This is a genomic window from Aminobacterium colombiense DSM 12261 (assembly GCF_000025885.1).
GTDB classification, from domain to species: Bacteria; Synergistota; Synergistia; order Synergistales; family Aminobacteriaceae; genus Aminobacterium; species Aminobacterium colombiense.
In genome coordinates, this window is the sequence record NC_014011.1 from 62,972 (window position 1) to 83,502 (window position 20,531).

Genomic DNA, 20,531 nt, shown 5'->3' on the forward strand with positions numbered 1-20,531 from the left:
ATTTAAAGGAAAAAACAAAAAATAATGTTTTTCTATACGTTATAATTTCATTATGGATATTAACAGGGAGGGATCTTTTTCGATGTTAGAAAAAAAGCTTATATGCACTGCCTGCGGATCAACGTTTTCTCTTCGAGAGAACCTTGCACGTTGCCAAAAGTGCAGGGAGCCACTTGAGATCGAGGAGTTTATTTCAAAGAATATCGATACGGAAGAACGATCGGACATCTTCAAACGGTATAAGAGCTTTTTCCCCTTTCAGTCCAGTTGCAGCGGTCTTTCCCTTGGCGAAGGAATGACCCCCCTTCTTTCAGCTCCCTCCTTTGCTGAAAAATACGGGGTGAAAGAAATATTTTTAAAGAACGAAACAGTAAACCCCACGTGGTCTTTTAAAGACCGGGGAACAGCCGCGTCCATTCACCATGCCATTGAACTTGGTTTTCGCCGAATCGGAACTGTCTCTACAGGAAATATGGCAGCTTCCGTAGCTGCTTTCGGGGCAAGAGCAGGCCTTGAAACGACAATCCTTGTGAAGGGGGATATCCCTTCTGAAAAACTCAATCCGGTTGCCATCTATAATGCCCGTCTGATCAAGGCTCTGGGCGACTATGACCGACTTTACGAAGAAAGCCTCCGCCTGGGAGAAAGATATGGCATCTACTTTATGAATTCCGACGTTCCCTTCAGGGTCGAAGGGTCTAAGACCATTGCTTTTGAAATATGTGAACAGACAGAGTTTAATGTTCCTGACTTTGTTATTATACCAACAAGTGCCGGCGGCAACATTCGAGGCATAGAAAAAGGGTTTAGAGAGTTTTACAAATCCGGGCTTATTCCTCACATACCAACGATTGTCGCGGCTCAGGCAGAAGGATGTGCACCAATAGCGAGAGCCTACGAAAAGAATTCTCTCACTATTGAGCGGTTCCCCAACCCCCACACTGTCGCCCACGCCATAGAAAACCCTTTCCCCCCAAGCGGCAACCAGGTGTTAAGAATGCTTCACAGGCAAAGGGGGGTAGCTGTGGCAGTTTCAGAAGAGAGCATTTATGAATCTCAGCTAGAACTGGCAGGGATGGGGTTGTTTGTTCAGCCAGCTTCAGCTGTTTCGCTGGCGGCCCTTAAAAAACTGCGGCAAACTGGCTCTATCTCTTCAGAACAGAGAGCGGCATGTATCCTTACAGGGAGCGGGTTGAAATACACAGCTGTTTTCGATGCCTACAATCTCAATGCCGAAGAGTGTCTTATAGATGATCTTGAGAAGCTTCTTGCAGTGAAATGAAAGGCAAAGGGGAGTAAGGGAGAATGCTGCTGTGTGAGCGGTGTCATCAACAACATGAAGAGGACAGTAAGTATTGGAGGTGCCCCTGCGGCGGGGCGCTTCTTCTCCACGTTGACGAAACCCGATTTCCTTCGCAGGAAGCTTTGCAATCCCGCCCTTCATCACTTTGGCGGTATAAAGAGGCTCTTCCTTTAAGGGATGGAACGATTCCTGTTTCTCTTGGTGAAGGTCTTACCCCCCTTGTTCCCTTGCCATGGAAATCCGGCCGGGTTTTCTTTAAGCTTGATTATCTCTGTCCCACCGGTTCCTATAAGGATCGGGGAGTTGCCTATGAGGTAACAAGGCTGAAAGAACTGGGCATCTCTTCCATTGTTGAAGATTCGTCGGGCAATGCAGGGGCAGCTATGGCTGCTTATGCCGCTCGGGCAGGCATTCATTGTCAAATTTTTGTTCCGGAATATACCTCTGCAGGCAAGTGTGTCCAGATTGAAAGTTATGGGGCAGAACTTGTACGGGTTCCGGGAAGTCGGGAAGACACCACTAGAGCTGCAGAGCAGGCGGCATCCCATACTTATTATGCCAGTCATAACTGGAGCCCCTATTTTGTTCATGGAATTAAGACCTATGCTTTTGAAATATGGGAACAACTCCAGTGCACAGCGCCTCATAAGATCATTGTTCCGGCAGGGCAGGGAAGCCTCGTTCTGGGCTGTTATCTTGCCTTCCGACATCTTCTTCAATCAAAGATCATCTCTCGCTTTCCTCAAATCATCGCTGTTCAGGCAAAGAATTGCGCTCCCCTCTATGAGGCTTTTATTCAGAGGAAAGAAGAACCCGTCCAGATAGAGAAACAGGAAACCATAGCGGAGGGAATTAGTTCCGCCCTGCCTGTGCGGGGAAGGGAAGTTCTTGCCGCTATCAGGAAAACAGGGGGGGAAATGCTGGCAGTTGATGAAGAGGAGATAAAAAGAGGTTTTTATGATTTGGCCAAGGCCGGCCTGTATGTAGAACCAACCAGTGCAGTTGTAGCGGCAGCATTGGCTAAACTGGAAGGTCAGGGGAAGCTTTTAACCAGCGAAACAACAGTGGCCTTCCTTTCGGGTTCTGGCCTGAAAGCCACGGATAAGATTTTGCACTTAAAATAAAGAAAAGAATGAATTTTATAAATACTAAATTGATAATTTAGGAATATCCCTTCCCATAAAGCCCTCTTTCCTGATATAATCCGCCCTAAAATTCTTAACCAACAGGAGGGCTCTACTATGAACAAATACATTTTTGCAGAGCGGATGAAAAATTTTCAGGCATCGGATATCGCCGCCATTCTAAAGGTGACAGCTGATCCTGAGATTATTTCTTTCGCCGGCGGCCTTCCGGCTCCAGAACTATTTCCGATTGATGAGATGAAAGAAGTTGTTGCTTACGTTCTCGAGAAGCACGGCACAAAAGCCTTGCAATACTCGACAACAGAAGGACATGTTCCTTTGCGGGAAAAGATCGCGAGCCGGATGAACCGGAAATACCAGACCCGTTTGGAGAGCGACAACATAATGATCACCACGGGATCCCAACAGTCTCTTGACCTGCTGGCTAAGATGTTTATCGACGACGGAGATGTCATCTTATGCGAAAGCCCTACCTATCTCGGTGCTCTCAGTGCCTTTAACGGCTATAACCCGCGGTACGTGGAAGTCGAGACAGACGCAGACGGAATGGTTCCAGAGGCTCTCGAAGAGGCTCTGAAAAGAGAAAAAAGAGCCAAAGCAGTCTACGTTATTCCAGATTTTCAGAACCCCACAGGCAAAACGTGGACTTTTGAGAGAAGAAGAGCCTTTATGGAAGTTATTAACCGTTACAATATAGTGGTCTTTGAAGATAACCCCTATGGTGAGCTTCGATTTAAAGGGGTCGTACCCCCTTCTCTGAAATCTTTTGACACAAAAGGGCAGGTGGTTCTTCTTGGAACCTTCTCTAAGATCTTTTGCCCGGGAATGAGGATTGCCTGGCTTTGCGCAGAAGGAGAAATATATGAAAAGTTTTCGTACCTTAAGCAGGCTGCTGATCTTCATTCCCCTACGCTGAGTCAGTATGAGATCGACACCTATATGGAAATGTACGATCTTGACGCCCATGTAGGTCGTATCATAGATGTCTATAAGGAACGGTGCGGCATTATGATAGAGGCGATGAGGGCAGAGTTGCCGCCTTCAGTTTCATACACCGTGCCGGAAGGCGGGCTTTTTACATGGGTAGTGTTGCCTGAAAATCTCAGTGCCAGAGACGTGCTCATGACCTGTATTGAAAAGAAGGTTGCCTTTGTACCGGGAGGAGCCTTCTTCCCTAACGGCGGTCATGAGAACACCTTACGCTTGAACTATTCCAACATGCCGCCAGAGAGAATTGTACAGGGAATCAAACTACTTGGAAACGCTATAAAAGAACACCTTCGTTAAATATAGGGAAGCCTGGCTCGTTACTGAGCCAGGCTTCCCTAATATATTGCCCTGAAGAAAACGTCGCTACTATTTTAAAAGCTTTTTCACTGCTTCACGAATAACACTTACTTCTGTTTTGTATTCCGCGGCGAGTTCCTTTAAAGGTTTGTCCTTTGGGGCATCCATGGGCCATCCTGCCTCAGCCAGTATCTTTTCAGCTGCGAGTCCATAGGTTTCTGCAATGCTCGACAGCGTCATCGAACCTTTTATTTCTTCCGGGTTCTGAGGAGTTGTTTTGGGGGACGAAGGGATCTCAGTTTTTTGTTTTTCCAAATAGGCTTCAAGGAGTGCTCGAATTTCCTCATCATCAACCCCTTCAATGTTTTTTAGCGAAACATCGCGAGGAACGCCAGCTGGAAGATTTGTAATGGCAATAACCTCCTCCTCGGTAAGTTTCACAGTTTCCGATACCTGGTGAAGGGTCATCCACCCATAGATACCGCTTGCTGCATTCCTTACACCTTCAGTAGTAGATGGGGCGTAGGTCATCCATTTCCCAGATAGCCGGGCTGCACCGTAAAAACCAAAGAAGAGAAGTAAGCCGACTATTCCGACGGCGAGAGAGGAGAAGAATTTCTTTTTCGTTCCGAAAGAGAGAGTTTTCTCCACAGGACACGTGTCAGTACATCGTCCACAGGCAATACATTCCGCGCTGTTTTCTGTTTCTTTTGCTTCAGGGTTGAGATTCACGGGACATGACGTATGACATAGATGACAATGAATACAAGATGAATCATTTCGACGAATCTTTACCAGACTTAATTTCTGGCCAAGGGCAAGAAGAGCTCCGAGAGGACAAAGATAACGGCACCAGAATCGCTCAATCCATAAACTCGCGGCAATTACAGCACCAAAGAGCACTATATATGCCCAGGGCTTTTCCACTACTTCCTTCCAGCCTGCGCTGAGGTGCATCCATGCTACCCACGGATCATAATTACGCCATGCGAGGGTGCCGAGTTTCCATGTAAAAAAGAGAATGATGGCGAGAATGGCATACTTTAGATATCGTGCTGGCCGATCAACAGACTCTGGCAGCTCTCTGGGGGTTATGGCCAATTTCCGAGCCACTTTTGCGGAAAGCTCGCCTATGGTTCCCAAGGGGCAGATCCAGCTGCAAAAAACACGCCCTACGACAACGGTCATTGCTACGACACCAGCAAACAACACAAGAGAGCTTGGTGCCAATCTCCTTAGCCATGTCCCTGTTTTTAAATAAGCATATAATCCCTCTATACCTCCAAATGGGCATAAAGCATCTACTGGCGGCACTCCTTCGGGGCCGCCTCCTAGAAGTTGATGCCGATAGCCTATCCACGATAGGAAGATGAGAAATGCAAGTTGAACGGCCAGACGGATCTTTTGCGATTTCATAGTCGTACCCCCTTCTTTACTCCTTTGTTTCTAAATTATCTTTTAGAAGAGAGGTTTTGGCTATCGGCAAAAAGACGTACTCCACGGAGGTATTTGTAACGAACGCAGAGACGAAGGGCTACGTTTTTCTAATCACCGGTACTTTCATCACTCCGTTTCTTTTTGATAATGAGAACGGCAGCGATTATACCTACGCCGATAACGAGCCAGATCATGGTTAAGGCGTTCATACATATTCACCTCCTCACCTATGCCGTTGGGAGTCCTTGCATTTTTTGAGAGAAGTTGCTTTTTGACACGCACGAGGCGCAGTTGAAAAAACTAAATCTAGTGAATAGATAAACAATTGCTATCAATTTGAAAGTAACATAAAAAACAGCTAAATTCAAGTATTAATTTTATTTAACATTAGCGATGGTTTTTTTAAATCCTGAGAAAAGAACTTCGGGATATAATGTTGTAAAGGGGGGAAGATAATGGATCAGGAAAAAGTATTTTGGAGAATGCTTGATGTCATTGAAGATTTTATTGTTCCCGAAACCCGTTTGGCGGTGCCCCATGGCCATAAAATTTTTGGCGCGGCCATTGTGCGTCGTTCTGACCTCTCCCTTGTAGTGGCAGAAACAAATCATGAAGGGTGGAGCCCCCTTTGGCATGGGGAAGTCTATACTATAAAAAAATTTTTCGAACTTGATGACCATCCCGATCCTAGAGAATGTATCTTTCTCTCAACACATGAACCCTGTTCCATGTGCCTTTCTTCCATTGCGTGGTCAGGGTTTCCTCAGATTTATTTTCTTTTTGGGTATGAACAAACAAGAAACGCTTTTAACATTCCCTACGATATCCAAATTTTAAATGAAGTCTTTAATTGCCCCAAGCCAAGTCGTAAAAACAAATTTTTTGAAAGTTTTTCCTTACAGGAGATGGTTTTGCAACTGAGCGAGCCTGATCTTGCAAAGGCGAGGTTAGAAAAGCTGCAACGCATATATAATGAACTGTCAGATGTATACCAGGCGAGAGAAAAAAAACGATCTTGAAATGAAGGAGGAAAAAATATGGCACTTACAGATATTATAGGGCCGGTTATGATTGGTCCATCTTCCAGTCATACTGCTGGTGCGGCCCGTCTTGGCCGACTGGCTTTAGCATGCTGGGGAAGTGATCCCCTGGAAAGTGTTGAAATATTTTTGCGCGGGAGTTTCGCCCACACAAGCTATGGGCATGGAACAGATAGAGCCCTCATTGCAGGACTTCTCGATATGGCTCCAGATGATATTCGGTTGCGTGACGCCTTGCTGATCGCAAGAGAGCGAAAGTTCAATTATCGTTTTGATGCCGAAGAGATAGATGGGGCACATCCGAACTCTGCTCGATTTGTTTTTACCGGCAAAGATGGCAGAACCCTTGAGGTTATCGGAGCCTCTATTGGCGGTGGAGCAGTAGAGCTTCAACAGGTTGACGGCTTTAACGTGAGTGTGTCAGGAGAGCTCCCTTCTCTTATAACCTTTCATCAGGATACCCATGGTGTGGTCGCGGCAGTAACAAGGCTCTTTGCAGATATGAAGATCAATATTGCCACATTGAGCCTGTATCGAAAATCCAAGGGAGGAAAGGCTTCCCTTGTTATTGAACTCGACCTTCAGTCTCCGCCCCATAGAAGTGTCAGGGAGGCTATTGAGAAGGCGCACCCATCTATTGAACGGGTATTGCCCCTATACAATGAGGGAGGAAACGTATCATGAGATCACTTGCGGAAGTTATAGCTCTGAGCCTGAACCAAAACAGCTCTTTTTGCCAAGCAGCATTATCGAAGGAAGAGCTGGAAACAGGTCTCTCTATTGAGCATATTCGAGAAGGAATGAAGGAGCGGCTTACAGATATGGAAAAGTCTGTTTCTGACGCCCTCTCTCAAAAATGGGATGGTAAAGTCGTTAAATCTGATTTTGGAAAAATGAATGACTACTCTCAAAGTCAACAATCTTTATCCAGCGAGTATATATTGCGAGCTAGCGAGATCGCTTTGGCGGTGGCAACCTATAATGCTGCGATGGGTCGTATTGTGGCGGCTCCTACAGCGGGGAGCTGCGGCATTTTGCCAGGCCTCCTTTTTGCCTATAAAGAGCTTTTTCGCCCTGAGGAAGAAGCTCTTGTCGATGCTTTGATAGTGGCTGGCTCTGTAGGGGAAGTCGTAGCTTCCAGAGCGACGCTGGCAGGAGCTGAAGGAGGTTGTCAGGCTGAATGCGGCGCTGCTGTAGCCATGGGAGCCGCCGCTCTTGTGGCCCTTCGGGGGGGGACAAGTGAAGCCATAGGGCACAGTGTTGCCCTGACCTTCAAATCCATACTCGGCCTCGTTTGCGATCCTGTAGGGGGATTGGTGGAATCACCATGCATTAAGAGAAATGGGCTGCTCGTTTCACTGGCTGTCCTGGGGGCGGACATGGCTCTTGCCGGCGTGGAATCAATAATTCCAGCCGATGAAGTTATCGATGCTATGGCACAGGTTGGCCGTGCCATCCCGGAATCTTTGCGGGAAACGGCTCAAGGCGGTCTTGCCATTACCCCAACGGCCCGCCGTCTTGTAGCGGAAATTTTCCACGAGAGGTGGTAGACCGTGCAGTTCTTTGCAAAGATTCTGGCGCCGATTATTGTTATTCTTTGCGGAGTTGCGCTGCTCCTAATCTCACTTCGGCGCTTTAGGGCAGGTCAGGCAGGACGGGCCATGCTTGATATTGTTTGGGCAATAGCCTTATTTATACTAGCCTATATGCAATACTTTTATAAATCATCCTGATATATTGGCAACAGGAAGACGGCCAACAGACAAACGAGGAGGTCATTGGGATGAGAATGACAACGTTGCTTACCCCTACTTTAAAAAAGGAACCCGCGGGATGGCAGGATCCAGGTGCTATTCGTCTTCTTCGAGGAGGCTATGCCCTTGATCTTCACCATGGGGAGTGGAGTTTGCTTCCCTTGGGAGCATTGCTGAGGGACAATGTTGCCTGGACCTTTATCCATGCCTTTATGGACGGGGGTTTTCAGCAGCTGGAAGACCTTCTTTATAGAAAAGAAGGAATTCAATTGCTTGCGCAGAGGGTGGTTCAAAGCTACCGGGATCTTCCTCTGCGGGTAATGGAGCTTCGGGGAGGGCGGTTGCTTCTCAGCGGAATAGAGGCTTCTTCATCGGAAGAATGTCAAAAAAATTTGCTGTATTTCATTGAAAACCTCCTTGAGAACATGGCTCTGTCCGGTGTCAAAATAGAAGATGCAACCCTGGGAAAAGAAGGAGCCTACATTGCCCTCCACGCAGAAGAAGAGTTTGCCGCATCTTCAGAAGGGGTAGAATGCCCTTCCTGCGGATGGCATGGTACTACCCATGCCCATGCAGGGGAAACCAAGCCTTTTCGAACAGAAGAGGAGTCTTCAGTGCAGGAAGTTTTCACCCCTGGAGCCGAGTCTATAGACGCCCTCTGCTCCTATCTCGAGGTTTCTTCGGAACAAACAATAAAGACCATGTTCTATATGGCCGAAGTGAATGGCGTCTTCCAGCCGGTGACAGTTCTTATCAGAGGAGATAGGCAGATAAGCGAACGGAAGCTTCTTGTATCACTGGGGGCGACGGAAGTTCGCATTGCAGAGGAAAAAGAACTTATAGAAATCATGGGGCAAAAGCCAGGGTTCCTCGGACCTGTAGGCCTCCCTGACAAACTTCTTGTCATCGCAGATTCAAGTGTGGAAGGTTGCAAAGGTGTTGTAACAGGAGCAAATCGGCCGGAATACCACCTCACTGGAGTGACGTGGGGGCGTGATTTCAAAACGGAACGTGTTGCCGATATTGCTCTTCTTGAAGAAGGGATGGATTGCCCTCATTGCGGCTCAGCCTTGAGGAAGTATCTGTGGAATGGCGTAGCGGCAGTATGGGGAGAACCCGAAGACGCGCTAGAGACCCTTTACCAGGATCAGAGCGGCTCGTCTCAGAAGTGCGCGCTATGGAAGGGCTGGATCCATCTTGATAGCATTATAACGGCCCTGGCGAGACAAAAAACATATCCCTTGGGATTGGCGCCTTTTGATGTGGATATTATAGTGCCATCTATAAAAGACGAAACTGCCATGGAATTGGCGACGAACCTCTATCACGAAATGGTCCATCAGGGAGTCGTTGCTCTTTTCGATGACAGAAATGAGAGGGCAGGCGCTAAATTTGCGGATTTTGAGCTTTTTGGCATTCCAGCAAAAGTTGTTGTAGGGAGAAAAGCGGCTGAGGGAATCGTGGAAGTACAGTACGGTGAAGAAGTAAAGGAAATGCAGGCATGCCATGTAACGTGTTTCCTCTCCTCTTTGCTCAATGACGATGACACGCAGCTGTGATACACTGGCTGCGTTTACTAGTGAGTTAAATGGTATGGAGGGATATGGTATGAGGAAAAATGTGAAACTTTTAATTGCCATGGCTATAATCGCAACGGTGGTCTTGAGTGGAGTTGCAGGGGCAAAAGAAGTTGAGAAGTCTGATGGTGACAAAGTGTTGGCCCAGGTTGGAGATGTAGAAATAAAAGGGCAGGACGTAGAAGATGTAATAAAATCTCTTGACCCCCAGCAGCGCATGTACTATGAGAATGAACAGGGACGCAAGGCCATTCTCGAAGAACTGATCAACCTTGAAGTCTTCGTGCGATGGGCCCAAGAAAATGATGTTGAGAAAGATCCAATTTTTATAGAGCGGCTTGAAAACATAAAAAGAGAAATCCTTCGTCAGGTTGCCCTTGAAAAAATGTTTGGCAATGTTTCTGTGAGCGAAAAAGAGGCCAGAGACTATTACACGGCTCATGTCACGGATTTTATGATCCCGTCCCAGATAAGGGCGAGCCATATTCTTGTAGAAAATGAAGAGGAAGCGAAAAGAATAAGAGAAGAGATAAAAACAGAAAAAATTACCTTCGAAGATGCTGCCCAGAAATATTCGTCCTGCCCCTCTAAAGCCCAGAAAGGGGATCTTGGGTATTTCCAGAGCGACCAGGTTGTTCCAGAATTCAGCCAGGCTGCCGGAGCTCTTAAAAAAGGAGAAATAAGCGCGCCGGTAAAGAGTCAGTATGGCTGGCATATTATCAGGCTCGAAGATAAAAAACCGGGTTCACTGCAGCCCTTTGAAGAAGTTAAAGGACAGATTGAAACCAACCTTCTTCGTGAGAAACGGGCTCAGATCTATACAGACGAAACAGAACGCCTTCGAAAACAATACGGTGTCAAGGTCTTCGAAAATAAATAATAGAACAACCCTTTGAGATAGCTTATTAAGACAAGGCGGGCAGATAATGCTGTCCGCCTTGTCTTTCTATAAATATGAAGAAGGAGGATGATGCATCGTGGATTTGCTAGGCCTTGTCCTTATATTCAGTGCGCGTATTCTTGATGTCAGTCTTGGAACGGTCAGAATCCTTTTTCTAGTGAGAGGGAGACGGCAGCTAGCTGCAGTTACAGGTTTTTTAGAAGTTATGATCTATATGTCAGTTCTTGGATATATTCTAGGAGGGGGAGCTTCGCTTACATTCCCCCAGCTTATAGCCTACGCAAGTGGGTATGGCGCTGGAAATTTTGTCGGCTCTCTTCTTGAAGAAAAGTTGCTCCGCGCTTTCGTCACCCTTGAAATTATTCTTGAAAGGAACCAGGAGACGCAAGCTATTATTGAACAGATAAGAGAAGCTGGTTTTGGTGCTACAGTTCTCGTTGGGAAGGGGCGCGCAGGACTTCGCCTCGTAGTAAAAGTTATTTGTAACCGCTCTGATATTCGTCATATTCTAGGCCTTGTTGATGAAAAGGGTTTTGTCTGTATCTCGGATGTCAAAGGATGTTGGGGTGGCCATTTCAAAATAAAGGGAAAATAAGAAGGAGGAGTGACGAGTGAAAAAAAAGGAGCGTTTCGGCCAAGCTCATAAGGAAGCCCTGATATCTTTGGGACTTTATGGCGTCTTTTTCGCCTGGTGGTATGGAGCGGCCTATGGACTGGGTAGTGGAGATCCATCTTCATACACATATATTTGGGGCATGCCCTCATGGTTTTTTTATAGTTGCATTGTTGGCTATGTCGTCATTTCTTTTCTTGTCTGGGCCGTTGTAAGGTTCTTTTTTAAAGAAATTCCTCTAGATGAGCCCTCGAAAGAAGAGGGGAGCGAATTGTAATGGAACAGAGAGTATCTATGATCCTGCCCCTTGTTCTTTATCTTGGCGGTGTTATGGCTATCGCTCTTTGGAGCCAAAGAATAGGCAAAAAATCAAGGGACACAAAAAGTTTTATTGAAGAGTATTTTCTTGGGAGCCGCTCAATGGGCGGGTTTGTCCTGGCCATGGCTATTATTACAACCTATACAAGCGCTAGCAGTTTTGTGGGGGGGCCCGGTGTCGCCTATAAAATGGGCCTTGGCTGGATACTTTTGGCGATGATACAGGTTCCTACCGCTTTTTTGACCCTGGGCGTTCTTGGGAAAAAGTTTGCCATTATAGCCCGTCGCATTCAGGCCGTTACAGTTACGGAATTCTTGCGGGTTCGTTACCGGAATGATCTTGTGGTCATTCTCTCTTCTATAGCTCTTCTTATATTCTTCATGGCATCAATGCTCGCTCAATTTATTGGCGGGGCGAGACTTTTTCAATCCATCACAGGCTACCCCTATCTTATAGGCCTAATTATTTTTGGCATTACGGTGATCCTCTACACAACAGTGGGGGGATTTAGAGCTGTTGTGCTTACTGACACCATACAAGGGTCCATGATGGTTGTGGCATCAATAGCGTTACTTTGGAGCGTTGTTCATGCAGGAGGGGGCATGACTGCCGTTATGACCCGTCTCTATGAAATAGATCCCGCCCTCATCACCCCTTTTGGACCTGATAATTTTATTTCTAAACCCTTTATTCTTTCTTTTTGGGTTTTAGTGGGATTTGCCATTCTGGGTCTTCCTCAAACAACGGTGAAGTGTATGGGCTACAAAGATTCCCGTTCCATGCATAATGCCATGATAATTGGAACTTTTATCGTGGGATTCCTTATGCTTTGTATGCATATGGTGGGAGCTCTCGGGCGAGCTGTTATTCCAGATATTCAGGTTGGAGATCTTGCAGTGCCCACTTTGACAATAAAACTCCTTTCCCCTTTTTGGGCAGGTGTTTTTATAGCGGGCCCCCTAGCGGCTATTATGTCAACGGTGGACTCTATGCTTATTCTCGCTTCTGCAGCCATCATTAAAGATCTTTATTTAAACTACCTTTGTAAAGATCCGGAAAAAGTAAATCCAGCTGCCCTTGGGAGGATGAGTTTTATTTCCACAGGAATTTTGGGCATCCTTGTTTTTATCGCGGCCCTTAAACCTCCTTCTCTTCTAGTCTGGATCAATCTGTTTGCCTTCGGTGGCCTTGAAGCGGTCTTTCTCTGGCCTACAATTTTAGGCCTTTATTGGAAAAGAGCCAATGCTGTTGGCGCTCTCTGCTCTATCATTGCCGGGTGCGGCGCTTTCTTTTATTTCACCATCACTAAGGTTACATGGATGGGAACCCACCAAATAGTGCCAACTATCCTTGTCGGTCTTATTGCCTTTATCATCGGTGCCTATGCAGGAAAAAGACCTGACGACGAAACAATCAGGATCTTCTGGGAGTAGTCCTTAAAACCTTTTGCGATTATATAGAGAAAAAGACTCTTTTTATATTGAAAAAGAGTCTTTTTTCTATGTTTTTTCTTTTTATATTCCTCTTCTTTAGCTAGCTTGACAGATAATTCTGGATGCTTATAATTAAACTACACATTCCGCAGTATAGAATTTGATTCCGTATCGTGGAATGTTGGAATAAATTGTTTTCTCCCCCATCTTTAAGGAGGTAAAACATTATGGCTGGCGCCAGAAAAAATCCCGGATACGTCCAATCCATAGAAAGAGCCATGTCGATTATAGAAGTTCTTGACGAACACGGAGAGTTAGGAATTTCTGAAATAAGCGATGAACTTGGTTTGGAGCCAAGCACTGTCCATCGTATCGTTTCTACCCTCAAAGGCCTTGGTTATGTGAATCAAAACCGCGAAAATCATAAATACTCCAACAGTTTCAAGCTTTTTGAAATAGGAAATAACGTGGTTAAGGCCCTTGGTCTAAAAAAGCAGGCCATGCCTTTTATGCGAGAGCTTTCTGATAAAACAAATGAAGCCGTAAATTTAGCTGTTATGGATGGCAAGTATGTTATTTACATCGATAAGATTGAAAGCCAATCGACCATACGTGTAGATCTTTCTGTAGGAAAACGCATGCCAACATATTGCACAGGCCTCGGAAAGATCATGCTCGCGTATATGCCTGAAACAAAGGTAAGGGAACTTCTTGAAGATGAACCATTCGCGCGTTTTACTAAAAACACGGTTCCCGACCTTGAAACCTTATTTCAGCATCTTGCCCGTATAAGGAAGCAGGGATATTGCATCGACAATGAAGAATATATTGAGGGGCTGTTTTGCGTAGCGGCTCCAGTATGGGGTCATTCTGGTGAAGTTTTGGCCGCTCTTAGTGTGGCGGTCCCCAAGTTTCTTTACGCAGATACAGAACGTCTTTTCGCCATTCGGGATTTGGTAATAGATGTGGCCAAACGTTTTTCGACCACCCTTGGATACAAATCCTGAAATGACAAAGGCTAAGAATTACAACCTTTATATCTCTCAAGAGGGAGGAATCTCGAAATGGCAAAGGTAACGATCCAGAAACTTAAAGAAATGAAACAGAAAGGTGAAAAAATATCAATGGTGACAGCCTATGATTACGCACAGGCTGTATTGGTGGAAAAATCCGGCATTGAAATTATTCTTGTCGGCGACTCTCTTGCTATGACCATGCTTGGAAACGAAGGAACTGTTCAGCTTACCACAGATGAAATGATCGCCCATATCAAACCGGTGGTAAAAGGCGCGCCAACGCCAATGATCGTGGGAGATATGGTCTTCGGTTCCTACAACGAGAGCATTTCTCAGGCTATCCGCAGCGCAAATCGCCTCATGAAAGAGGGCGGCTGTGATGTTATCAAGCTTGAGGGAGGGCGGCCCGAAGTGGTGTCTGCCATTGTGGAGGCAGGAATTCCTGTACAGGGACATATAGGTCTCACTCCTCAGACAGCGTCAATGCTGGGCGGGTTTAAAGTTCAGGGAAAGAGTCTTGAGGCAGCTCAGAGAATAATCGATGAGGCGAAGGCCCTTGAGGAAGCAGGAGCTTTTTCCATTGTCGTTGAATGTGTGCCTGAAGAATTGGGACGGGCCATTACTGAAGCTGTTTCCATTCCTATTATAGGGATAGGCGCAGGGCGTTATTGCGATGGCCAGGTTCTTGTTTTCCATGATATGCTGGGACTTTTTGATAAATTCCTTCCTAAGTTCGTTAAACAGTATGCTCAGATTGGAGACGAAATTGTAAAATCGCTAAGCACATACAAGGAAGAAGTGCGTCAAGGTGCCTTCCCAGAAGAAAAACACACCTTCGGAGGACTGAGCAGGGAAGATCTGAAGGATCTGTAAGAGTAAGCTGAGGTGAAAGGAATGAAAATCGCAGTTCTTGGTTCGGGAGCAATGGGATGCCTCTATGGCGGGAAACTTGCCGAAGCAGGATATGATGTTACTCTCATTGACGTATGGAAAGATCACATTGATTCTATTAATAACCGGGGTTTGCATATAGAAGGAATTGAGGGAGAACGGACGGTTCGCTCTATTCGAGCTGTTTCTTCTGCTGGAGAGGCAGGGCCGTGCGATCTTCTCATTGTTTTTGTCAAAGCAACCCTTACGGCTCAGGCCGTAGAAAGCGCCAGGGGAATAATTGGGGAGCGAACAAGCATCCTCACCCTCCAGAATGGCCTCGGCAATGTAGAAAAAATAAGTGCCGTGGTTGGAGAAGAGAAAGTTATTGCCGGTGTAACGGGACACGGATCCACATTGCTTGGACCGGGGAAAATACGCCATGCCGGACAGGGTGTCACCGTTATTGGCGAACTCAATGGCGCTGTTGACGAACGTCTTCGATGCATCGGAGCGGTGCTTGAAAAGGGCGGCTTTGATGTAAAACTTTCCCAAAATGTTATGGGACTCATTTGGGGGAAGCTTCTCGTCAATATTGGCATCAATGCGCTGACGGCTATCACCGGCCTTAAAAATGGACGACTTGTGGATTTTTCTGAAACAGAAGAACTCCTTCGTTCTGCCGTTGAAGAGGCGGTTGCTGTAGCGAAAGGAAAAGGCGTCATTCTCGAAGGAGAAGATCCAGTGGAGCACGCGAGAAATGTTGCGAGGCTGACGGCAACCAATAGGTCGTCCATGCTCCAGGATGTTTCGAACAAACGCAAAACAGAGATAGATGTCATTAACGGAGCCATTGTTCAAGAAGGCAAGCGTTTAGGTATTCCAACACCGGTCAACAAGGTTCTTTACAACTTGGTGTCGGTGAAAGAAAAAACTTATGAAGAAGTATAAAGGGGGAGTCATAATGAAGCAGTTGAAGAAAAAATCATTGATGATTGCGGGACTTTTGCTTTGCGCCCTTGTTCTTGGAACTGTGGCGCAACCAGTTTGGGCTGCGAAATATACCTTTAAGCTTGGACATGCGGTAAGCGACCAGCATCCCTACCATCTTGGCGCAGTTCGTTTCAAAGAAGTTGTAGAAAAAGAAACCAACGGAGAAGTGGAAATTAATCTCTTCCCCAACAATCAGCTTGGTACAGGCGAAAGAGACCTTATCGAAGGGCTTCAGCTTGGGACTGTAGACCTGGTTGTTTCTTCCACCGGTCCCATGAGCGGCTTTGAAAAGAAATTTATGATCTTTGACTTCCCTTTCCTCTTTAAGGATAAGGCACAGGCCTACGCCACTCTTGATGGAGAAATTGGACAGTACATTATGGGACTCCTTGAGAAGCAGGGCATTAAGGGACTGGCGTGGTATGAAAATGGTTTCCGACATCTTACAAACTCAAAACGTCCTGTCAACATGCCAGCAGATGCTCAGGGCTTAAAATTGAGAACTATGGAAAATAAAGTACAGATGGCTATTTGGCGGGCAGTAAAAGCTGATCCCACACCAATGGCCTGGGGTGAAGTGTTCACTGCTCTTCAGCAGGGTACTGTAGATGGACAGGAGAACCCAATACCTATAATTTACACACAGAAGATCTACGAAGTTCAGAAGTATGTTTCTCTCACCGGCCACGTTTTCTCTCCGTCAATGATTGTAATGGGCAAAGCAAAATTCGATAAGCTGCCTAAGGAATATCAGGAGCTTTTTCTAAAGGCTGCCCAGGAATCGGCTGTTTACGAGCGAGAGCAAATTACAAAAATGGAAGAAGAGCAGGTTGAGGAGCTTAAGAAACTGGGCATGGAGATCAATACACCTGATAAAGATGCTTTCCGAGAAGCCACAAAATCTGTTTATGACGAGTTCCGTGGAGAGCTTGGAGAAGACGCGAAGCTTCTTGATCAGATTCTTGCAGAGAACTAGAACTTAAGCCATTCATATGGGAAAGGGAGAAGGGGGCCCTCTTTCTTCTCCCTTTTTGTCTGGCAGAAAGAAGGGGTTGTTTAGATCCGATGGAAAAAATACTCAATGGTGTAAACCGTATAGTGGAATACATCGTAAGCTTTCTGTTGATCGTAATGGTCATTGTTGTTTTTTTACAGGTTATATTCAGGTTTGTTCTTCACTCCTCTCTGCCGTGGTCAGAAGAAGTTTCCAGATACATTCTCATATGGATCTCTTTTCTTGGCGCCAGTATCGGCGTGAAAAGAGGGGCTCATATTGGAGTGGAAGTGGTAACAAACATATTGCCCAGTAAAATCAAAAAGGTTGTTGCATTTTTAGCGACTCTCTTTGCCACGGTCTTTTTTGCTATTATGGTGGTCTATGGCCACAGAATTCTCGGCATTGTTTCGAGTCAGTTATCACCGGCCATGGAAATATCCATGGGAATTCCATACTCAGCGATTTTTATCAGCGGTGTGCTCATGTTCGTTTATTCTGTTGAGCAGGCCCTGGCAATTGTGACGGGAAGAAAGGGTGAAGCCAGATGACAGCAGTTCTCTTCGCCAGTCTTTTCTTGTTTTTTGTCATAAATGTGCCCATCGCCATTGCTATAGGTCTGGCTTCTGTTGCGGCCATTCTTTTTTCTGGATCCATTCCGCCTATAGTCGTCGTTCAGAAGATGTTCACAGCTGCAGATTCCTTTCCTCTTATGGCTGTTCCTTTTTTCATCCTTGCCGGTTCATTGATGGAATTTGGGGGCATTTCAAGGCGGCTTGTAGAGTTCGCTAATTCCATTGTCGGGCGATTTTCAGGTGGTTTGGCTTTTGTGGCCATTATGGCAAGCATGTTCTTCGGTGCCATTTCCGGTGCCGCAGTAGCCACAGTAGCGGCAATTGGCACCATTCTGATTCCAGCTATGGTGCGGCGAGGCTATGACAAGCCTTTTGCTACGGCGGTTCAGGCTACAGCAGGAACTCTTGGGGTTATGATCCCCCCAAGTATCCCCATGATCATCTACGGCGTTCTTACGGGGGTATCTATAGGAGCACTTTTCATGGGCGGCATACTGCCAGGTATACTCGTCGGCCTTTCCCTCATGTTTGTAGCATGGCTTATCTCTCGAAAAAAAGGGTATCGAGGAGATGAAAAATCTTCCCTAAATCGTATTTGGCAGACATTTAAACAGGCAATCCTCGCTCTCATGATGCCAGTGATAATTCTTGGCGGTATTTACGGCGGGGTATTTACTCCTACAGAGGCTGCGGTAGTTGCTGTCGTGTATGGCTTTGTCGTGGGTTTTTTCATCTATCGCGAACTGAATTTGTCACAGCTTAAAGATATTCTTGTTACAACAGTAGTGGGAACATCCATGATCATGTTCATTATTGCCACATCCTCTGTCTTCAGCTGGATTCTTACTGCAGAACAGATTCCCCAGGTGGTGGCAAATGCCATACTTTCCATATCGAAAAATCCCATCATCATTCTGGCCCTTATCAACTTATTGCTCCTCTTTCTGGGAACCTTTATGGAAACAGTGGCAGCCATCATTATTTTGGTGCCGGTTTTGTTGCCCGTAATAACCCAGATAGGGGTCGACCCTCTCCACTTTGGGATCGTTTTAGTTGTGAACCTCGCCATAGGCATGGTTACGCCGCCCCTTGGGGTCTGTCTTTTCATAGGGTGCAGCATTGCGGATATCACTCTTGAAGATATTACCCGTGCCGTATGGCCATTTATCTTGATCATGATCGCAGATGTATTGCTTCTCACCTATTTGCCGTGGATATCAACGATTTTGCCGAGACTGACGGGGCTCTATTGATATAAGGGCTCCGCAGTCATTTCGGTAGGTTGACAGATAGAAAAATCCACAATATAATGTGTTGAACTATTCAAATAATTCAGACGCAAAGGAGGGTTCCGAATGAAGCTAATGAAGAATCTCGCAGTTCAGTCTCTAGTAGCTCTACTTATAGTACTTATTATTAGCAGCGGATCCCCTCCTGGTGTGATTGGCATTTAATTGCCTCTACCCAGACACCAGAGCCGGGATCCGCTTTAAGCGGTTTCCGGCTTTTTTTTATGGGTAAGGCAATTAACACAGAGAACGAGGTTCAATGAGAATGGGAAGGGAGAGGCTATCATGGTCAAAATGGGGAAAAAGGGCAAGGTACAGAGTGAAAAGAAAGCGGTAGTCTATGAAGCTGTGGATTCTATAGAAATGTTCAACTTGGAGGGGCTTCTCGAAGTTCGATGGAGAGGTCCTTTCGAAGGATACCGTTAGAAAGTGCGAATATTATCATGAGCCCCTTGATACCGCAAGGAAGCCCTTCTCAACGAAGGGCTCTTTTTATGGTATCATCCAAGAGTCACCTTCAGACTATTCTTTATACATTTCCCATGGGCCCATCACTTTAAAGAAAATTCTTAACAGAGAAGGGGAGAAATAACGGTGAAATACGACGTTATTATTGTGGGATCAGGTCCAGCCGGAGTCTTTGCGGCCATGGAGCTGGTGAAAAGTGACAAAAAAGTACTGATCTTAGATAAGGGAAAACTTATAAAAGAAAGAAAATGCCCTATTCTTGAAGGACTTTCCCCTGTATGCGTCAACTGCAATTCATGTAATATCGTTTCTGGTTGGGGAGGTGCAGGCACAGCTTCAGATGGAAAACTCACCCTGACAACAGGATTTGGCGGAAACCTCGAAGAATGCATAGGGGAAGATGCTCTAGAAAACATGATCCGCTATGTAGACGATACTTTTGTAAGCTTCGGCGCTGATAAAAAGTATTACGAGCCAACGGGAGAAATTGTGAAAGATACCATCCAAAAGGCAGCAAGCCGAGGAATAAAAATTATCCCGGCCAGAATTCGCCATATTGGCACCGATGCGTCCCGTATGGTTCTCAATAACATGTATGAAGAACTGAAAGAGAAATGCGACATTCTTATGAACACAGAAGTGAAGGAAGTTGTTGTCCATAGCGGAGTTGTCGAAGGAGTAGTCTTAAAAGATGGCCAGGAAATAAACTCTGAGTACGTTATTTTAGCTCCAGGCCGAGAAGGAAGCTCGTGGCTCGAAGGAATTGTGAACAAATATAATTTGCCAATTGCCTCCATGCCTGTAGATATTGGGGTGCGAGTAGAGGTTTCGGATAGTATTTGCCAGGATCTTACAAAGCATTTCTACGAAGTGAAATGTCTATACAACACCCCTACCTTTGACGACAGATGCCGCACTTTCTGTATGAACCCTTCGGGGTTTGTAGTACACGAGTATAACAAGGCCCATGATCTGGTCACGGTGAATGGGCACAGCCTAAAGAATGTAAAATCTAAAAACACGAATTTTGCCATTCTCGTGACAAAAAACTTCACCCAGCCTTTCAACGACCCCATAGGATATGCTACTCATATAGCTAAACTTGCGAACATGCTGGCTGGCGGCGGTATTTTACTGCAGCGTCTTGGTGATTTGCGGGATGGTCGCCGTTCCACAGAGGCCAGAATAACGAGGGGAATGGTTAAACCCACAGCCCAGGCCCAGCCAGGCGACCTGAGCCTTGTTTTACCTCACCGTTTTTTAATTGACGTGGTTGAATTTATAGAAGCCCTTAATATCATTATGCCGGGCATCAATATGAACGATACTCTCCTATACGGAGTGGAGATCAAGCTGTATTCCTTACGGCTTGAATTAAAAGAAACCCTTGAAACACCTGCCATCCGAAATCTTTATATGGCCGGAGACGGCGCAGGGGTAAGCCGTGGGATAATACAGGCGGCTTCTAGTGGTGTCGTAGCCGCCCGCTCAATTCTTTATCAAGGATAGCAGTGTTT

General features: G+C 46.0%; 21 protein-coding genes. 20 read left to right on the forward strand and 1 reads right to left on the reverse strand.

Going from position 1 to position 20,531, the window contains the following annotated elements; all coding sequences use genetic code 11:
- Positions 1-82 precede the first annotated feature (82 nt).
- From thrC to AMICO_RS00360, 3 genes are all read left to right on the forward strand, one after another.
- Positions 83-1,282, forward strand: coding sequence for a threonine synthase (gene thrC, locus AMICO_RS00350; RefSeq protein WP_013047485.1), 1,200 nt, complete (start codon positions 83-85; stop codon positions 1,280-1,282).
- 23 nt (positions 1,283-1,305) lie between these two features.
- Positions 1,306-2,427: a pyridoxal-phosphate dependent enzyme gene (locus AMICO_RS00355; protein ID WP_013047486.1), complete on the forward strand. Its 1,122-nt coding sequence runs from the start codon at positions 1,306-1,308 to the stop codon at positions 2,425-2,427.
- A gap of 117 nt (positions 2,428-2,544) precedes the next feature.
- Positions 2,545-3,735, forward strand: coding sequence for an aminotransferase-like domain-containing protein (locus AMICO_RS00360; RefSeq protein WP_013047487.1), 1,191 nt, complete (start codon positions 2,545-2,547; stop codon positions 3,733-3,735).
- 69 nt (positions 3,736-3,804) lie between these two features.
- Here the strand turns inward: AMICO_RS00360 and AMICO_RS00365 are convergent, their stop codons facing one another.
- Positions 3,805-5,151: a 4Fe-4S binding protein gene (locus AMICO_RS00365; protein WP_013047488.1), complete on the reverse strand. Its 1,347-nt coding sequence runs from the start codon at positions 5,149-5,151 to the stop codon at positions 3,805-3,807.
- A 476-nt stretch (positions 5,152-5,627) separates the two neighbouring features.
- On the opposite strand from AMICO_RS00365, the gene AMICO_RS00370 reads away from it, so the two are divergent.
- The 17 genes from AMICO_RS00370 (at position 5,628) to AMICO_RS00445 (ending at position 20,523) form a co-directional block, all read left to right on the forward strand.
- The gene (locus AMICO_RS00370) at positions 5,628-6,191 is read left to right on the forward strand and encodes a tRNA-specific adenosine deaminase (RefSeq protein WP_013047490.1); all 564 of its coding nucleotides are present in this window, start codon (positions 5,628-5,630) and stop codon (positions 6,189-6,191) included.
- An 18-nt stretch (positions 6,192-6,209) separates the two neighbouring features.
- Entirely contained in the window at positions 6,210-6,896 is a 687-nt protein-coding gene (gene sdaAB / locus AMICO_RS00375; protein ID WP_013047491.1) for an L-serine ammonia-lyase, iron-sulfur-dependent subunit beta, read from the forward strand.
- Positions 6,893-7,762: an L-serine ammonia-lyase, iron-sulfur-dependent, subunit alpha gene (gene sdaAA, locus AMICO_RS00380; RefSeq protein WP_013047492.1), complete on the forward strand. Its 870-nt coding sequence runs from the start codon at positions 6,893-6,895 to the stop codon at positions 7,760-7,762. The genes sdaAB and sdaAA overlap by 4 nt, the downstream gene beginning before the upstream one ends.
- Positions 7,763-7,765: 3 nt before the next feature.
- Entirely contained in the window at positions 7,766-7,945 is a 180-nt protein-coding gene (locus AMICO_RS00385) for a hypothetical protein (RefSeq protein WP_013047493.1), read from the forward strand.
- A 50-nt stretch (positions 7,946-7,995) separates the two neighbouring features.
- Positions 7,996-9,525: a YbaK/EbsC family protein gene (locus tag AMICO_RS00390; RefSeq protein WP_013047494.1), complete on the forward strand. Its 1,530-nt coding sequence runs from the start codon at positions 7,996-7,998 to the stop codon at positions 9,523-9,525.
- A gap of 49 nt (positions 9,526-9,574) precedes the next feature.
- Positions 9,575-10,423, forward strand: coding sequence for a peptidylprolyl isomerase (locus AMICO_RS00395; protein ID WP_013047495.1), 849 nt, complete (start codon positions 9,575-9,577; stop codon positions 10,421-10,423).
- A gap of 97 nt (positions 10,424-10,520) precedes the next feature.
- Complete coding sequence (locus AMICO_RS00400; protein WP_013047496.1) at positions 10,521-11,039, forward strand: DUF2179 domain-containing protein; 519 nt, start codon at positions 10,521-10,523, stop codon at positions 11,037-11,039.
- A gap of 16 nt (positions 11,040-11,055) precedes the next feature.
- A complete protein-coding gene (locus AMICO_RS00405) occupies positions 11,056-11,334 on the forward strand; it encodes a YhdT family protein (RefSeq protein ID WP_013047497.1) in 279 nt (92 codons plus the stop codon).
- The gene (gene panF, locus AMICO_RS00410) at positions 11,334-12,809 is read left to right on the forward strand and encodes a sodium/pantothenate symporter (RefSeq protein ID WP_013047498.1); all 1,476 of its coding nucleotides are present in this window, start codon (positions 11,334-11,336) and stop codon (positions 12,807-12,809) included. Before AMICO_RS00405 ends, panF begins: the two co-directional genes overlap by 1 nt.
- A gap of 227 nt (positions 12,810-13,036) precedes the next feature.
- On the forward strand, positions 13,037-13,816 hold the full coding sequence (locus AMICO_RS00415; protein WP_013047499.1) for an IclR family transcriptional regulator: 780 nt from the start codon (positions 13,037-13,039) through the stop codon (positions 13,814-13,816).
- A gap of 57 nt (positions 13,817-13,873) precedes the next feature.
- On the forward strand, positions 13,874-14,698 hold the full coding sequence (gene panB, locus AMICO_RS00420; protein WP_013047500.1) for a 3-methyl-2-oxobutanoate hydroxymethyltransferase: 825 nt from the start codon (positions 13,874-13,876) through the stop codon (positions 14,696-14,698).
- Between the two features lie 21 nt (positions 14,699-14,719).
- Complete coding sequence (locus AMICO_RS00425) at positions 14,720-15,646, forward strand: ketopantoate reductase family protein (protein WP_013047501.1); 927 nt, start codon at positions 14,720-14,722, stop codon at positions 15,644-15,646.
- Positions 15,647-15,659: 13 nt separating this feature from the next.
- A complete protein-coding gene (locus AMICO_RS00430) occupies positions 15,660-16,664 on the forward strand; it encodes a TRAP transporter substrate-binding protein (RefSeq protein ID WP_013047502.1) in 1,005 nt (334 codons plus the stop codon).
- Between the two features lie 89 nt (positions 16,665-16,753).
- The gene (locus tag AMICO_RS00435) at positions 16,754-17,233 is read left to right on the forward strand and encodes a TRAP transporter small permease (protein WP_013047503.1); all 480 of its coding nucleotides are present in this window, start codon (positions 16,754-16,756) and stop codon (positions 17,231-17,233) included.
- Positions 17,230-18,510, forward strand: a complete 1,281-nt coding sequence (locus AMICO_RS00440; protein WP_013047504.1) for a TRAP transporter large permease — start codon at positions 17,230-17,232, stop codon at positions 18,508-18,510. The genes AMICO_RS00435 and AMICO_RS00440 overlap by 4 nt, the downstream gene beginning before the upstream one ends.
- A gap of 321 nt (positions 18,511-18,831) precedes the next feature.
- Positions 18,832-18,972, forward strand: a complete 141-nt coding sequence (locus AMICO_RS10120) for a hypothetical protein (RefSeq protein ID WP_013047506.1) — start codon at positions 18,832-18,834, stop codon at positions 18,970-18,972.
- Positions 18,973-19,140: 168 nt separating this feature from the next.
- On the forward strand, positions 19,141-20,523 hold the full coding sequence (locus AMICO_RS00445; RefSeq protein WP_013047507.1) for an NAD(P)/FAD-dependent oxidoreductase: 1,383 nt from the start codon (positions 19,141-19,143) through the stop codon (positions 20,521-20,523).
- The last annotated feature ends 8 nt before the right edge of the window (positions 20,524-20,531 follow it).

Excerpts from the sequence above, each read along its gene's own strand:
- AMICO_RS00370 (WP_013047490.1), top strand. The coding sequence starts at position 5,628 with ATGGATCAGGAAAAAGTATTTTGGAGAATGCTTGATGTCATTGAAGAT.
- AMICO_RS00415 (WP_013047499.1), top strand. The coding sequence starts at position 13,037 with ATGGCTGGCGCCAGAAAAAATCCCGGATACGTCCAATCCATAGAAAGA.
- panB (WP_013047500.1), top strand. The coding sequence starts at position 13,874 with ATGGCAAAGGTAACGATCCAGAAACTTAAAGAAATGAAACAGAAAGGT.
- AMICO_RS00355 (WP_013047486.1), top strand. The coding sequence starts at position 1,306 with ATGCTGCTGTGTGAGCGGTGTCATCAACAACATGAAGAGGACAGTAAG.
- AMICO_RS00430 (WP_013047502.1), top strand. The coding sequence starts at position 15,660 with ATGAAGCAGTTGAAGAAAAAATCATTGATGATTGCGGGACTTTTGCTT.
- sdaAB (WP_013047491.1), top strand. The coding sequence starts at position 6,210 with ATGGCACTTACAGATATTATAGGGCCGGTTATGATTGGTCCATCTTCC.
- AMICO_RS10120 (WP_013047506.1), top strand. The coding sequence starts at position 18,832 with ATGGTCAAAATGGGGAAAAAGGGCAAGGTACAGAGTGAAAAGAAAGCG.
- sdaAA (WP_013047492.1), top strand. The coding sequence starts at position 6,893 with ATGAGATCACTTGCGGAAGTTATAGCTCTGAGCCTGAACCAAAACAGC.
- AMICO_RS00395 (WP_013047495.1), top strand. The coding sequence starts at position 9,575 with ATGAGGAAAAATGTGAAACTTTTAATTGCCATGGCTATAATCGCAACG.
- AMICO_RS00425 (WP_013047501.1), top strand. The coding sequence starts at position 14,720 with ATGAAAATCGCAGTTCTTGGTTCGGGAGCAATGGGATGCCTCTATGGC.
- AMICO_RS00440 (WP_013047504.1), top strand. The coding sequence starts at position 17,230 with ATGACAGCAGTTCTCTTCGCCAGTCTTTTCTTGTTTTTTGTCATAAAT.
- panF (WP_013047498.1), top strand. The coding sequence starts at position 11,334 with ATGGAACAGAGAGTATCTATGATCCTGCCCCTTGTTCTTTATCTTGGC.
- AMICO_RS00435 (WP_013047503.1), top strand. The coding sequence starts at position 16,754 with ATGGAAAAAATACTCAATGGTGTAAACCGTATAGTGGAATACATCGTA.
- AMICO_RS00365 (WP_013047488.1), bottom strand. The coding sequence starts at position 5,151 with ATGAAATCGCAAAAGATCCGTCTGGCCGTTCAACTTGCATTTCTCATC.
- AMICO_RS00360 (WP_013047487.1), top strand. The coding sequence starts at position 2,545 with ATGAACAAATACATTTTTGCAGAGCGGATGAAAAATTTTCAGGCATCG.
- thrC (WP_013047485.1), top strand. The coding sequence starts at position 83 with ATGTTAGAAAAAAAGCTTATATGCACTGCCTGCGGATCAACGTTTTCT.
- AMICO_RS00390 (WP_013047494.1), top strand. The coding sequence starts at position 7,996 with ATGAGAATGACAACGTTGCTTACCCCTACTTTAAAAAAGGAACCCGCG.